This window comes from Burkholderia sp. 3C (assembly GCF_054589155.1).
Genome location: NZ_BAAILN010000040.1, coordinates 1 through 13,111 on the forward strand (window position 1 = coordinate 1; position 13,111 = coordinate 13,111).

A 13,111-nucleotide genomic window follows, 5' to 3' on the forward strand; every position below is an offset into this window, starting at 1 on the left:
CGCGGCGGCTCACGGGCGGCCGCGCGCCGCGCGGCGAACACGCTTTTCCCGATACAACAACGATTCCGCCACACGGGTGACGGGGCAACCGGCCGCGCGCGCCATGCGCCTTGCGCGGCCAGCAGGAGAACAGGACATGAATGGCTCAGGCAAGCGGACGGTGCGCGTCGCGCGCGCGGTGGCGGCATATCTGGCGTTGAGCGCGGCCGGCGCCGCGCTCGTGACGAGCGCGCCGGCCCTGGCGGCCGATACGGCAAATGCAACCGGTGCGGCGAACGCCGCCAGCATGGCGAACGCCGCCGCCAGCGCACCGCGCTCGACGCCGCACGCGAAGCTGCGCAAGCCGGCCGCGCCGTCGAAGGCCACGGCGGCGGCCGTCGCCGATTACAACGCCGGCGATCTCGACGCCGCGCTCGCGGGCTTCAAGCGCGCGGCCGGCCACGGCGACCGGCTCGCGCAATTCAACTACGGAATGATGCTGCTCAAGGGCGAAGGCGCCACGGCCAACGTGCCGGACGGGCTGCACTGGCTCAATACGGCTGCCGGGGCCGGCATGACGCAGGCGCAGTACGTCCTCGGCACGATGTACGACAACGGCGATTTCGTCGCGCGCGATCCCGCCGCGGCGCACGGCTGGCTGCTGAAGGCGGCGCAGCAAGGGCACGTGGAGGCCGAGCTGGCGCTCGCCAACCAGTTCCTCGACGGTCGCGGCACGCCGCGCGACAACCATCAGGCGTTTCTCTGGTATCGCAAGGCGGCCGACACCGGCGAGCCGACCGCGCAGTACGTGACGGCCTCGTTCTACGAACGCGGCGGCGATGGCGTTGCTGTCGACCTGAACCTCGCGCGCGTCTATTACGCGGCGGCGGCCGTGCATGGCGACGATGTCGCCGCGCTCAAGTATCAGGAAGTCAGCACGGCGCTGCGTGCGCAGGTGGCGGCCGGAGCGTCGGGTGCTTCGGGCGCATCGGCGGCTTCGGCACCGCAAGCGGCGTCGCAATGAACGAGCGGCGCACGCAGCGCCGCCGGCAGTAACGAAAAACCCGGCGTGATGAACCGACGCCGGGTTTTCGCTTGAATGGCGGGTGAGCGCGCGTCAGGACTTCATCAGGCGCTTCTGCCGCCCGACGCTCATGATCATGCCTATCGCGATGCCGAGCGTGGCGAGCGCGGTGCCGCCGTAGCTCATGAACGGCAACGGCACGCCCACCACGGGCAGCACGCCGCTGACCATGCCGACGTTGACGAACGCATAGGTGAAGAAGCCCAGCGACAGCGAACCGGCCAGCAACCGCCCGAACAGCGTCGAGCCCTGCGCGGCGATATACAGCCCGCGCGCGATCAGCAGCATGTAGAGCGTCAGCAGCACCAGGCCGCCCGCCAGCCCGAACTCCTCCGAATAGACGGCGAAGATGAAGTCGGTGTGCTTCTCGGGGATGAATTCGAGGTGCGCCTGGGTGCCCTTCAGGTAGCCCTTGCCGACCGGCCCGCCCGAGCCGATCGCGATCACGGCCTGGATCGTGTGGAAGCCCTTGCCGAGCGGATCGGAGGTCGGATCGAGCAAGGTGCAGACGCGGTGCTTCTGGTAATCGTGCATCAGCGGCCAGACCACCTGCGGCTGGCAGATCTTGCTCTCGAACGTGGCGATCGCGGCCACCGCCACCACGCCGGCGATCAGCACCGGCACGATCAGCTTGAACGACAGCCCCGCCAGATAGATCACGAACAGCCCCGCGCCGAACACCAGCATCGCCGTGCCGAGGTCGGGCTGCTTGGCGATCAGGCCCACCGGCACCAGCAGGATGCCGAACGCGAACAGGTAGTCGAACCAGCGGATGCCGCCTTCGCGGCGCTGGAAATACCAGGCCAGCATCAGCGGCGTGGCGATCTTGAGGATCTCCGAGGGCTGGACCACCACCCCGACGTTGAGCCAGCGTTTCGCGCCCTTCTTGGTCATCCCGAACACGGCGACGGCCACCAGCAGCGCCACCCCGAACGTATAGAGCGGCACCGCGAAGCGCATCAGCGTTTGCGGCGGGATGTTCGCGATGATCCACATCAGCACGAACGTCAGCATGATGTTGCGCAGTTGATCCTCGACGCGGCCCGGCATGTCGATCGCGGCGCTGTAGAGCGTGACGATCCCGACGCAGAGCAGCAGGAACACGAACAGCGCGAGCGGGCGATCGAAGCCCGCGAACATCTGTTTGGCCTTGTCGAGCCAGGCGCGCTTGTCGAATTGCATGCCTTTCTCCGTTAGTGGGTGCCGGCGGCGGCCCGCGCGGCGGCGCGTTCGTCGCGGATCGCGGCGGGCGCGCTCGTGCCGTTGGCCGGCGTGCGGTGCGGCTTGCGCGGCAGGTGCCGCATCTGCGTCGCGCTGACCGCGCTGGCGGCCTCGGATGCGGCGGCCGCGCTGGCCGGCACGGCGCTGCCGGGGGGCGCGTCCGAGGCGGCGTCGGCGGCGCTGGCGCCCGAGGCGGCGCTGGCCGCCGCGGGCGGCACCGGCTGCGGCAGTGCGGTGAAGCCCATCGCAACCTGCACCGGCTGGGTGGCGTCGCCCACCACCGGCGCGCTGACCGGCTCGGTGGCCGAGGCGGCGGCGGCCACGGCGGTGGCTTCGTTGGTCGGATTCTGGCGCTCGACCAGATAGAAATCGAGCACCTTGCGCGCGATCGGGCCGGCCGACTGTGCGCCCCAGCCGCCGTTCTCGACGATCAGCGCGAGCGCGATCCGCGGGTGATCGGCCGGTGCGTAGGCAGTGAACAGCGCGTGGTCGCGCAGGTGTTCGGCGAGCATGTGGCCGTGGTAGTTCGCGCCCTGCAGCGAGAACACCTGTGCCGTGCCGGTCTTGCCGGCCGCCGTGTAGGGCGCGCCGCGGAACAGCTTGTACGCGGTGCCGGACGGGTTCTCGATCACGTTCTCCATGCCGCGCTTGACCACGTCGATGTTCGACTGCTTGAGCGGGATCACCTCGCTTTCCTTGGGCACCGTCAGGTGCCGCTGGCGCGAGATCGGATCCTCGATTTCCTTGACCAGGTGAGGCTTCATGACCACGCCGTTGTCGGCCAGCGTGGCCACCGCGTGGGCGAGCTGCAGGATCGTGAACGAGTTGTAGCCCTGGCCGATCCCGAGGCTGATGGTTTCGCCGTCGTACCACTTCTGCAGCGCCGCCTTGCGGAACGTCTTTTTCTTCCAGTCGGGCGACGGCAGCACGCCGCGCGCCTCGCCCTGCACATCGATGCCGGTGATCTGGCCGAAGCCGAACGGCTTCATGAAGTTCGCGATGTTGGTCACGCCGAGGTCGTGCGCCAGCATGTAGAAGTAGGTGTCGTTCGACACCATGATCGCGCGGTTCATGTCGACCCAGCCCTGGCCCGAGCGCACGTCGTTGCGGAACGTGTGGCCGCCGAACGTGTAGTAGCCCGGGTCCTGGAAGCCCCAGCCGGGCGTGCGCTTGCCGAGTTCGAGGCCGGCCAGCGCGACGAACGGCTTGTAGGTCGAGCCGGGCGGGTAGACGCCGTGCAGCGGGCGGTTCAGGAGCGGCTTGTCGGGCGAGTTGTTCAGTTCGTCCCAGGTCTGCTGGTCGATGCCGTCGACGAACGAGTTCGGATCGAAGCTCGGCGACGACACGAAGGCCAGCACGTCGCCGGTGGCCGGCTCGATCGCGACCAGCGCGCCGCGCTTGCCGGCGAATGCCTGCTCGGCCACCTGCTGCAGGCCGATGTCGATCGACAGCACCAGGTTGTCGCCGGGCGTGGCCTGGGTGCGCGACAGCGTGCGCACCGGCCGGCCGCCGGCCGTCACCTCGACTTCCTCGAAGCCGGTGATGCCGTGCAGCTCGGTTTCGTAGCTCTGCTCGACGCCGATCTTGCCGATGTAGTCGGTGCCCTTGTAGTTGTTGGCGTCGCGGCGTGGATCGTAGTGCTCGGGATCGCTGTCGTTGTCGTCGCTCATCGCGTCGATGCGATCCTGGTCGCGCTTCGAGATCCGGCCGATATAGCCGATCACGTGCGCCGCCGTCGGCCCGAGCGGGTATTGGCGGAACAGCCGCGCGCGCACCTCGACGCCGGGGAAGCGCCAGCGCTGCGCGGTGAAGCGCGCGACTTCCTCGTCGGTCAGGCGGGTGCGGATCGGCAGGCTTTCGAAGTTCTTCGAATCTTCCTGAAGCTTCTTGAAGCGGCGGCGGTCGCGCGCGTCGATCGGAATGACTTCCGACAGCGCGGTGATGGTGTTGTCGAGCGTGTCGTTCAGCTTCGACGGCGTGATTTCGAGCGTGTAGGCCGAATAGTTGCGGGCCAGCACCACGCCGTTGCGGTCGGTGATGATGCCGCGGTTCGGCACGATCGGCGCCACCGAGATGCGGTTCTCGTTGGCCTGCAATGCGTACTTGTTGTGCTGCCAGACCTGCAGATAGAAGAAGCGCGTGGCGAGCAGCCCGAAGCAGACGAACACGAACAGGCCCGCCGCCGCGACGCGCAGGCGGAACTTCGAGAGCTGTTGCTGGGTGTCCTGGAATTCGGTCATGCGGATACGGGGTAAGGCGCACGCGCCGCGACGCCCGGGATCGGATCGGCAGGCAGGCGGCGGCGCGGCAACGTCATGACGACGTCAGATGGGCCGCGTGTCGTCCGGATCGACCGGGCGGCGTTGCGGCATCAACAGCAGGGGGCTCACGAACGGCCAGAGCGCGGCCTCGACGAAACCGTCCACGAGATAGCTCCAGCCCGGGAACGCGGCGCCCATGATCAGGCGGATCACGAACGGCACGAGCTGCGCGAGCACCAGCAGCGGCATCACGTAGAACGCCTGCACGCCGAGCGAGAGCCACAGCACGCGGCGGTGGATCGTGATCGCGCCGTACGAGAGCAGCGTGTAGGCCAGCGCGTGTTCGCCGAGCAGGCCCGCGTCGTGCACGTCCATCAGGATGCCGAGCAGGAACGCCACGCCCATGCCGACCTTGCGCGGCTGGTGGATGTTCCAGAACAGCAGCACGACCGCGACGAAATCGGGCACGCCGGGCAGGCGCCCCCACGGCATCAGGTTCAGCAGGAACGCGACGGCCAGGCTGAAGATGATGAAGGTCGGGTTGACCGGCTGCAGGATGTATTGCGGACGGCTCATGGCTGCGTTCCCCGGGACGGCGCGGCGGCGGGCGCCGGTGCGGGCTTGGCGGCGGGGGCAGCGGCGGGCTTGGCGGCGACATTGGCTGCGGCCGGGCCGGCGCTGCCGTTGGCCGTGGCGCCTGCCGTGGCGACGCTGCCGGGCTTGCCTGCGGGCGCTGCCGGCTTGTCGGCCGCCGCCGTGGCTTCTTTGGTCGCCGTCTTGGCCTTGTCGGCGGCCTTCGCCCCCTTTTTACCCTTGCCGTTCTTGTCGGTGGCCGCTTCGGGATCGACCGGACGCGGCGGCACATCGGATTGATAGTGCAGCACCAGCATCTCGCGCGCACCGCGCACGGCGGCCACCGGCACGCAGACCACATGCGCGAACGCGGTGTCGCCCACCTTGTCGACGCGCGCCACCTTGGCCACCGGCAGGCCCGGCGGGTAGATGCCGTCGAGGCCGCTGGTGACCAGTTCGTCGCCGACCATCAGGTCGGCGCTGGTCGGCACGAAGCGCAGGTCGAGCGAATCGCCCTTCGGCGTGCCGTAGATCACGCTGCGCAGCCCGGTGCGCAGCACCTGCACCGGAATCGCGAGGTCGCGATCGGTGATCAGCGTGATTTCGGATTGCAGCGGGAACACGCGCGTGACCTGGCCGACCACGCCGTCTTCGGTGACCACCGGCGCGCCGTTCTGGATGTCGTCGTGCGAGCCGTGGCCGATCACGACCTTCTGCGAAAACGGATCGCTGGTGTCGTACTGGATCTCGACCGGGGTGGCCTGCGCGGCGATGCGCTGGCGCAGGCCGAGGATCGCGCGCAGGTGCATGTTGTCGGCGGCGAGCAGCGCCGACTGGTTGGCCTGCAGCGAGAGCTTCAGGTTGCGGTCGTTCAGTTGCTGGTTGTCGTGGCGCAGCGTGGCGTTGCTCGCGGCCAGATCGGCGGCGCCCATGAACAGGTCGCGCGGCACGAGCGCGGCCCGCTGCAGCGGGTACAGCGCAGTGCCAAGAATGCCCCGGACAATTTCGAGCGAATTGAAACGCGCATCCGACACGAGGAGCGCGATCGCCAGCGCAACGAAGAAGATCAGCCGCGCGAGCGCTGACGGACCTTGCTTGAAGAGGGGCGGCGGACTGTATTCCATGGTCGGCGCCGGGCGGCTTGATCGGTTAAATGATTCTCAGACGCGAAAAACGCGCGGCGGTTCGGCCAATGTTACAAGCCGGAGCGTCACGCGCGTGCGTCGGTGGCGGCTGCATGCCGGGGACGGGGTTGTCCGCCGGCCCGGAGCTGCGCGCACGATGCGCGGCGCGGCCCCGGAGCGGGGTTTACTCGTACGAGAAGATGCTGCCGAGCTTGTCCATGCGTTCGAGCGCCATGCCCGAGCCACGCACCACGCAGGTCAGCGGATCTTCGGCGACCAGCACCGGCAGGCCCGTTTCCTCGGCCAGCAGGCGATCCAGATCGCGCAGCAGCGCGCCGCCGCCGGTCAGCATCATGCCGCGCTCGGCGATATCCGCGCCCAGTTCCGGCGGGGTTTGTTCGAGCGCGATCTTCACCGACGAGACGATCTGGTTCAGCGGATCGGTCAGTGCTTCGAGGATTTCGTTGCTGGAGATCGTGAAGCTGCGCGGAATGCCTTCCGACAGGTTGCGGCCCTTCACTTCCATTTCCTTGACTTCGGAGCCGGGGAACGCCGAGCCGATTTGCTTCTTGATCGCTTCGGCGGTTTGCTCGCCGATCAGCATGCCGTAGTTGCGGCGGATGTAGTTGACGATCGCCTCGTCGAACTTGTCGCCGCCGACGCGCACCGAACCCTTGTAGACGATGCCGCCCAGCGAGATCACGCCCACTTCGGTGGTGCCGCCGCCGATGTCGACCACCATCGAGCCGGTGGCTTCCGACACCGGCAGGCCCGCGCCGATCGCGGCGGCCATCGGCTCCTCGATCAGGTAGACCTGCGAGGCGCCGGCGCCGTGCGCGGCTTCCTTGATCGCGCGGCGCTCGACCTGGGTCGAACCGCACGGCACGCAGATGATGATGCGCGGCGAGGGCGAGAACATCCGCGACTCGTGCGCCGTCTTGATGAACTGCTTGATCATCTGCTCGGTGACGGTGAAATCGGCGATCACGCCGTCTTTCATCGGCCGGATCGCCTCGATGTTGCCCGGCACCTTGCCGAGCATCTGCTTGGCTTCCTTGCCGACGGCCTGGATCGTCTTCTTGCCGTTGGGGCCGCCTTCCTGGCGGATCGACACGACGGACGGCTCATCGAGGACGATGCCCTTGCCGCGCATGTAGATGAGGGTGTTTGCGGTGCCGAGATCGATCGCGAGATCGTTGGAGAAGTAGCTGCGCAAAAAACCGAACATTCAGAATCCTGTCTCGCTCTGGGCCGCCCCCGCGCTGACATGGCGCGCAAGGGTGGCGGCGGAAAAAATAACAGCCTCGGATCGGGCGGGCATGGCCGCCGCTGGAACGCGAAGCTGCGGGTGCAATCTACCGGGACCGTCGCGCGCCCCGCTTGGCAGGCGGCTGAGCTTGCAGCCGGCTTGCAGCTAACGGTTGCCGTGCGAGGGGGATGGTCCGGGGCTGGGTCGAACGCGTAATGATACCTTATAATTTCTGGGTATTTGAACCCAAACGGACCGTCAATTCACCGCTTCGTACCCGATTTTGAGGGTTCGAACGAGTCCTCCAACCCCCTGTTGCGGCGCGGCTTCCAATGCGTCGCGCAAGCCCAGTTTTCCCGGTGAAACGCATGGCTTTGACCCTGAACGATGTGAAACGCATCGCGCACCTGGCGCGGCTCGAAATCGCCGATGCCGAGGCCGAACACACGCTGATCCAGCTCAACGATTTCTTCGGCCTCGTCGAGCAGATGCGCGCCGTCGACACACGCGACATTGCGCCACTGGCCCATCCGATCGAGCAGATCCAGGCCGTCGAGCAGCGCCTGCGCGAGGACGTCGTCACCGAGCAGGTGAATCGCGACGAGAATCAGCGCGCCGCGCCCGCCGTCCAGGACGGCCTGTTCCTCGTGCCTAAGGTGATCGAATAAGCGCGGCCGGCCAGCGCCGTCCCGGCCCGCGGCCTGCCGCAGGCCCCCCAGAATCCAGGAATCCTCCCGCAATGCACGCAAAAAGTCTGACCGAACTGCGCGCCGCGCTCGACGCCGGCCAAACCTCGGCCGTCGAGCTGGCGCAGCTCTACCTGCAGCGTATCGACGCGGCCGGCGAGCTCAACGCCTTCGTCCACGTCGATCCGGAGCTGACGCTCGCGCAGGCGCGCGCCGCCGACGCCGCGCGCGCCGCCGGCCACGCCGGCCCGCTGGCCGGCCTGCCGATCGCGCACAAGGACGTGTTCGTCACGCGCGGCTGGCGCTCGACGGCCGGCTCGAAGATGCTCGCCAACTACACGAGCCCGTTCGATGCCACCGTGGTCGCGCGGCTCGCCGCGGCCGGCATGGTCACGCTCGGCAAGACCAACATGGACGAATTCGCGATGGGTTCGTCCAACGAGAATTCGGCGTTCGGCGCGGTCAAGAACCCGTGGGATCACCAGGCCGTGCCGGGCGGCAGCTCGGGCGGCAGCTCGGCCGCCGTGGCCGCGCGCCTCGCGCCGGCCGCTACCGGCACCGATACCGGCGGCTCGATCCGCCAGCCGGCGTCGTTTACCGGCATCACCGGCATCAAGCCGACCTACGGCCGCGTGTCGCGCTACGGCATGATCGCGTTCGCCTCGTCGCTCGACCAGGGCGGCCCGATGGCGCAAACCGCCGCCGATTGCGCGCTGCTGCTCAACGCGATGGCCGGTTTCGACGAACGCGATTCCACCAGCCTCGAACGCGACGATGAAGATTTCGGCCGCTACGTCGGCCAGGGCTGGACCCCGGACGCACCGGCCGACAAGCCGCTGGCCGGCCTGCGCATCGGCCTGCCGAACGAATATTTCGGCGATGGCCTGGCCGCCGACGTGCGCGCCGCGATCGACGCCGCGCTCAAGCAGTACGAAGCGCTCGGCGCCAAGCTGGTGCCGGTGTCGCTGCCGAAGACCGAGCTGTCGATCCCCGTGTATTACGTGATCGCGCCGGCCGAGGCGTCGTCGAACCTGTCGCGTTTCGACGGCGTGCGCTACGGCCATCGCGCCGCGCAATACCGCGATCTGCAGGACATGTACAAGAAGTCGCGCGCCGAAGGCTTCGGCCCGGAAGTGAAGCGCCGCATCATGGTGGGCGCCTACGTGCTGTCGCACGGCTATTACGACGCCTACTACCTGCAGGCGCAGAAAATCCGCCGCATCATCGCGCAGGATTTCCAGAACGCGTTCGAGCAGTGCGACGTGATCATGGGGCCGGCGTCGCCGAGCGTGGCCTGGGATCTCGGCGCCAAGGGCGACGATCCGGTCCAGATGTACCTGGCCGACATCTACACGCTGTCGGTGAGCCTGGCCGGCCTGCCCGGCATGAGCGTGCCGTGCGGCTTCGGCGCCGGCGCGAACGCGCAGCGCCCGGTCGGCCTGCAGATCATCGGCAACTATTTCAACGAAGCCCGGATGCTGCAGGTCGCCGACGCGTTCCAGCGCGCGACCGATTGGCACAAGCAAGTTCCGGCAGGAGTCTAAGAACATGGCCCAGTGGGAAGTCGTTATCGGTCTGGAGACGCACGCGCAACTGTCGACGGCGTCGAAGATCTTCTCCGGAGCGTCGACGCAGTTCGGCGCCGAACCCAACACCCAGGCTTGCGCGGTCGATCTCGCGCTGCCGGGCGTGCTGCCGGTGCTGAACCGCGGCGCGGTGGAGCGCGCGATCCGGCTCGGCCTCGCGGTGGACGCGGTGGTCGCGCCGCGCAGCATCTTCGCGCGCAAGAATTATTTCTACCCGGATCTGCCGAAGGGCTATCAGATCAGCCAGTTCGAGATCCCGGTGGTGCAGGGCGGCAAGGTCACGATCCAGGTGCCGGCCAATGAAAAGGCCGGCAAGGAAGCCTATTCCAAGGTCATCAACCTGACCCGCGCGCATCTGGAAGAAGATGCCGGCAAGTCGCTGCACGAAGATTTCGCCGACATGACCGGCATCGATCTGAACCGCGCCGGCACGCCGCTGCTCGAAATCGTCACCGAGCCGGAAATGCGCAGCGCGGCCGAGGCCGTGGCCTACGCGAAGGCGCTGCACGCGCTGGTGATGTGGCTCGGCATCTGCGACGGCAACATGCAGGAAGGGTCGTTCCGCTGCGACGCCAACGTGTCGGTGCGTCCGGTCGGCCAGGAGAAGTTCGGCACGCGTGCCGAAATCAAGAACCTGAACTCGTTCCGCTTCCTCGAAGAGGCGATCAACTACGAGGTGCGCCGCCAGATCGAGCTGATCGAGGACGGCGGCGAAGTGGTGCAGGAAACCCGCCTCTACGATCCGGACAAGCGCGAGACGCGCTCGATGCGCAGCAAGGAAGACGCGCAGGATTACCGCTATTTCCCCGATCCGGACCTGTTGCCGGTGGTGATCGATCCGAAGTGGATCGAGCGCGTGCGCGGTGAAATGCCGGAACTGCCGGCCGCCATGCAGCAGCGGTTCGTCGAGCAGTACGGCGTGACGGCCTATGACGCCGTGGTGCTGACCGCCAGCAAGGCGATGGCCGCCTATTTCGAAGCGGTGGTCGCCAGGGCCGGCGCCGCCAACGCCAAGACGGCCGCCAACTGGCTGATGGGCGACGTGTCGTCGCTGCTGAACCGCGAAGGCATCGAGATCGACGCGTGCCCGGTGTCGGCCGCGCAGTTCGCGCTGGTGCTGCAACGCATCGCCGACGGCACGATCTCGAACAAGATCGCCAAGGAAATCTTCCAGGCGATCTGGGACGAACAGGCCACCGACGAAGCCGCGGCCGATCGCATCATCGAGGCGAAGGGGCTCAAGCAGATCTCCGACACCGGCGCGCTCGAAGCGATCATCGACGAGGTGCTGGCCGCCAACGCGAAATCGGTCGAGGAATTCCGCGCGGGCAAGGAGAAGGCGTTCAACGCGCTGGTCGGCCAGGCGATGAAGGCGACCAAGGGCAAGGCCAACCCGGCCCAGGTCAACGAACTGCTGAAAAAGAAGCTCGGTTGAGCATCGCGCGGCCGATGGTGCGGCTGCGCTCGCGGGCCGCTGCCGGGCAGGCTGCCGGCGGCGGCCCGTTGCGTTATGCTCGTCGATTGGTGTCGCGGCGGCTCGCGCGGCATGCAGCCCGAACCCTGTTCCGCCCGGAGGCATAGATGGCCAAGCAAGCATCGCTCGACGATTTCCGCGTGCCGTATCACACCGATGAAAAAGCGGCGGCCGGCTTCCGGCTCGAACGTTTCGAGGCCGGCGACAAGCCGTTCTCGGCCGGCTCGAAAGAGGCGGACCGCGCGCGGCTGTCCGAAGTCTCGGTGCAGATCGATGCCTTGCAGGACCGGCTCCACACGCAATCGCGCAAGCGCCTGCTGCTGGTGTTGCAGGGCATGGATACCAGCGGCAAGGACGGCACGGTGCGCGCCGTGTTCCACGAGGTCGATCCGCTGGGCCTGCGCGTGGTGCCGTTCAAGGCGCCCACCGCCGTCGAGCTGGCGCACGATTTCCTCTGGCGCGTGCATGCGCAGGCGCCGGCCGCGGGCGAACTGACCATCTTCAATCGCAGCCATTACGAGGATGTGCTGGTGCCGCGCGTGATCGGCGCGATCGATGCCGACGAATGCGCGCGCCGCTATCGGCAGATCCGCGAATTCGAAACCATGCTGCACGAATCGGGCACCACCATCGTCAAGTGCTTCCTGCACATCTCGAAGGACGAGCAGCGCAAGCGCCTGCAATCGCGCATCGACAACCCCGACAAGCACTGGAAGTTCGACCTGTCCGACATCGAGGCGCGCAAGCATTGGGATGCCTACCAGGCCGCCTACCGCGACGCGATCGCCGCCACCTCCGCGCCGCACGCGCCGTGGTACGTGATCCCGGCCGATTCCAAGACGCACCGCAACGTCATGGTGGCCGAATTGCTGCTGCGCGAGCTGGCCGCGATGAAGCTCGACTATCCGGCCGCCAAACCCGAACTGAAGGGCGTGACGATCGAGTGAGTCGAGTGACCGCCGGCTGGCCGGCCGCCTCGCTTGCTCCCCTCCCACTTACCGAACACTGAACGGAATCACATCATGCTGCGTGTCATCACGGCGAATTTGAACGGCATCCGCTCGGCCGCGAAGAAGGGCTTTTTCGACTGGCTCGGCGATCAGACTGCCGATTGCGTCTGCGTGCAGGAAATCAAGGTGTCGGCCGACGACCTGCCGGCCGAATTCGTCGCGCCGCACGGTTTCCAGGGCTATTTCCACCACGCGCAGAAGAAGGGCTACAGCGGCGCGGGCCTCTACACGCGCCGCGAGCCGGACGACGTGATCATCGGCTATGGCAGCAGCGAGTTCGACGCCGAGGGGCGCTATGTCGAGGCGCGCTTCGGCAAGCTGTCGGTGATTTCGGTCTACGTGCCGTCCGGGTCGAGCGGCGAGGAGCGCCAGCAGGCCAAGTACCGTTTCATGGACGAATTCATGCCGCACCTGGCCGAGCTGAAGGCGAAGCGCGAGGTGATCCTGTGCGGCGACGTGAACATCGTCCACAAGGAAATCGACATCCGCAACTGGAAGAGCAACCAGAAGAACTCGGGCTGCCTGCCGGAAGAGCGCGCGTGGCTGACCAAGCTGTTCGACGACGTGGGCTACGTGGACGTGTTCCGCACGCTCGATCCGCGCCCCGATCAGTACACGTGGTGGAGCAACCGCGGCCAGGCCTACGCGAAGAACGTCGGGTGGCGCATCGATTACCAGCTCGCGACGGCCGGCGTGGCCGGCACGGCCAAGCAGACGACGATCTTCCGCGACATCAAGTTCAGCGACCACGCGCCGCTGACGGTGGATTACGACTACAAGTAAGGCGCGCGTCCGCCCATCAAGGGCACGTAAAGAAAAACGCCGCCGGGATCGCTCCCGGCGGCGTTTTTTCATCGGCGGTGC

Annotated in this window: 11 protein-coding genes; 6 read left to right on the plus strand and 5 right to left on the minus strand. The window is 67.4% G+C overall.

Features of this window, described 5'->3' with window-relative positions; genetic code table 11:
- The first annotated feature begins 136 nt into the window (after window positions 1-136).
- Entirely contained in the window at window positions 137-1,003 is an 867-nt protein-coding gene (locus tag ACYP33_RS06045; RefSeq protein ID WP_459620387.1) for a tetratricopeptide repeat protein, read from the plus strand.
- A gap of 93 nt (window positions 1,004-1,096) precedes the next feature.
- Here the strand turns inward: ACYP33_RS06045 and rodA are convergent, their stop codons facing one another.
- From rodA to ACYP33_RS06070, 5 genes are all read right to left on the minus strand, one after another.
- Entirely contained in the window at window positions 1,097-2,245 is a 1,149-nt protein-coding gene (gene rodA / locus ACYP33_RS06050) for a rod shape-determining protein RodA (protein ID WP_414450717.1), read from the minus strand.
- An 11-nt stretch (window positions 2,246-2,256) separates the two neighbouring features.
- Entirely contained in the window at window positions 2,257-4,524 is a 2,268-nt protein-coding gene (gene mrdA / locus ACYP33_RS06055) for a penicillin-binding protein 2 (RefSeq protein ID WP_459620390.1), read from the minus strand.
- Window positions 4,525-4,608: 84 nt separating this feature from the next.
- On the minus strand, window positions 4,609-5,121 hold the full coding sequence (gene mreD, locus ACYP33_RS06060; protein ID WP_414443428.1) for a rod shape-determining protein MreD: 513 nt from the start codon (window positions 5,119-5,121) through the stop codon (window positions 4,609-4,611).
- Complete coding sequence (gene mreC, locus ACYP33_RS06065) at window positions 5,118-6,242, minus strand: rod shape-determining protein MreC (RefSeq protein ID WP_459620392.1); 1,125 nt, start codon at window positions 6,240-6,242, stop codon at window positions 5,118-5,120. Before mreC ends, mreD begins: the two co-directional genes overlap by 4 nt.
- Window positions 6,243-6,426: 184 nt before the next feature.
- Window positions 6,427-7,470: a rod shape-determining protein gene (locus tag ACYP33_RS06070; protein ID WP_414443426.1), complete on the minus strand. Its 1,044-nt coding sequence runs from the start codon at window positions 7,468-7,470 to the stop codon at window positions 6,427-6,429.
- Window positions 7,471-7,859: 389 nt separating this feature from the next.
- Here ACYP33_RS06070 and gatC point away from each other — a divergent pair, with 389 nt between their 5' ends.
- The 5 genes from gatC (at window position 7,860) to ACYP33_RS06095 (ending at window position 13,030) form a co-directional block, all read left to right on the plus strand.
- Window positions 7,860-8,159: an Asp-tRNA(Asn)/Glu-tRNA(Gln) amidotransferase subunit GatC gene (gene gatC, locus ACYP33_RS06075; RefSeq protein ID WP_414450720.1), complete on the plus strand. Its 300-nt coding sequence runs from the start codon at window positions 7,860-7,862 to the stop codon at window positions 8,157-8,159.
- A 71-nt stretch (window positions 8,160-8,230) separates the two neighbouring features.
- Window positions 8,231-9,721, plus strand: a complete 1,491-nt coding sequence (gatA, locus tag ACYP33_RS06080; protein ID WP_414450721.1) for an Asp-tRNA(Asn)/Glu-tRNA(Gln) amidotransferase subunit GatA — start codon at window positions 8,231-8,233, stop codon at window positions 9,719-9,721.
- A gap of 4 nt (window positions 9,722-9,725) precedes the next feature.
- Window positions 9,726-11,198, plus strand: a complete 1,473-nt coding sequence (gene gatB / locus ACYP33_RS06085) for an Asp-tRNA(Asn)/Glu-tRNA(Gln) amidotransferase subunit GatB (RefSeq protein ID WP_414450722.1) — start codon at window positions 9,726-9,728, stop codon at window positions 11,196-11,198.
- Between the two features lie 146 nt (window positions 11,199-11,344).
- A complete protein-coding gene (locus ACYP33_RS06090) occupies window positions 11,345-12,184 on the plus strand; it encodes a PPK2 family polyphosphate kinase (protein ID WP_459620395.1) in 840 nt (279 codons plus the stop codon).
- A 75-nt stretch (window positions 12,185-12,259) separates the two neighbouring features.
- A complete protein-coding gene (locus ACYP33_RS06095) occupies window positions 12,260-13,030 on the plus strand; it encodes an exodeoxyribonuclease III (RefSeq protein ID WP_414450724.1) in 771 nt (256 codons plus the stop codon).
- Window positions 13,031-13,111 lie beyond the last annotated feature (81 nt).

What these genes read in the sequence shown, in the direction of transcription:
- ACYP33_RS06045 (WP_459620387.1), top strand. Translation starts at nt 137, where the DNA reads ATGAATGGCTCAGGCAAGCGGACGGTGCGCGTCGCGCGCGCGGTGGCG.
- rodA (WP_414450717.1), bottom strand. Translation starts at nt 2,245, where the DNA reads ATGCAATTCGACAAGCGCGCCTGGCTCGACAAGGCCAAACAGATGTTC.
- mrdA (WP_459620390.1), bottom strand. Translation starts at nt 4,524, where the DNA reads ATGACCGAATTCCAGGACACCCAGCAACAGCTCTCGAAGTTCCGCCTG.
- mreD (WP_414443428.1), bottom strand. Translation starts at nt 5,121, where the DNA reads ATGAGCCGTCCGCAATACATCCTGCAGCCGGTCAACCCGACCTTCATC.
- mreC (WP_459620392.1), bottom strand. Translation starts at nt 6,242, where the DNA reads ATGGAATACAGTCCGCCGCCCCTCTTCAAGCAAGGTCCGTCAGCGCTC.
- ACYP33_RS06070 (WP_414443426.1), bottom strand. Translation starts at nt 7,470, where the DNA reads ATGTTCGGTTTTTTGCGCAGCTACTTCTCCAACGATCTCGCGATCGAT.
- gatC (WP_414450720.1), top strand. Translation starts at nt 7,860, where the DNA reads ATGGCTTTGACCCTGAACGATGTGAAACGCATCGCGCACCTGGCGCGG.
- gatA (WP_414450721.1), top strand. Translation starts at nt 8,231, where the DNA reads ATGCACGCAAAAAGTCTGACCGAACTGCGCGCCGCGCTCGACGCCGGC.
- gatB (WP_414450722.1), top strand. Translation starts at nt 9,726, where the DNA reads ATGGCCCAGTGGGAAGTCGTTATCGGTCTGGAGACGCACGCGCAACTG.
- ACYP33_RS06090 (WP_459620395.1), top strand. Translation starts at nt 11,345, where the DNA reads ATGGCCAAGCAAGCATCGCTCGACGATTTCCGCGTGCCGTATCACACC.
- ACYP33_RS06095 (WP_414450724.1), top strand. Translation starts at nt 12,260, where the DNA reads ATGCTGCGTGTCATCACGGCGAATTTGAACGGCATCCGCTCGGCCGCG.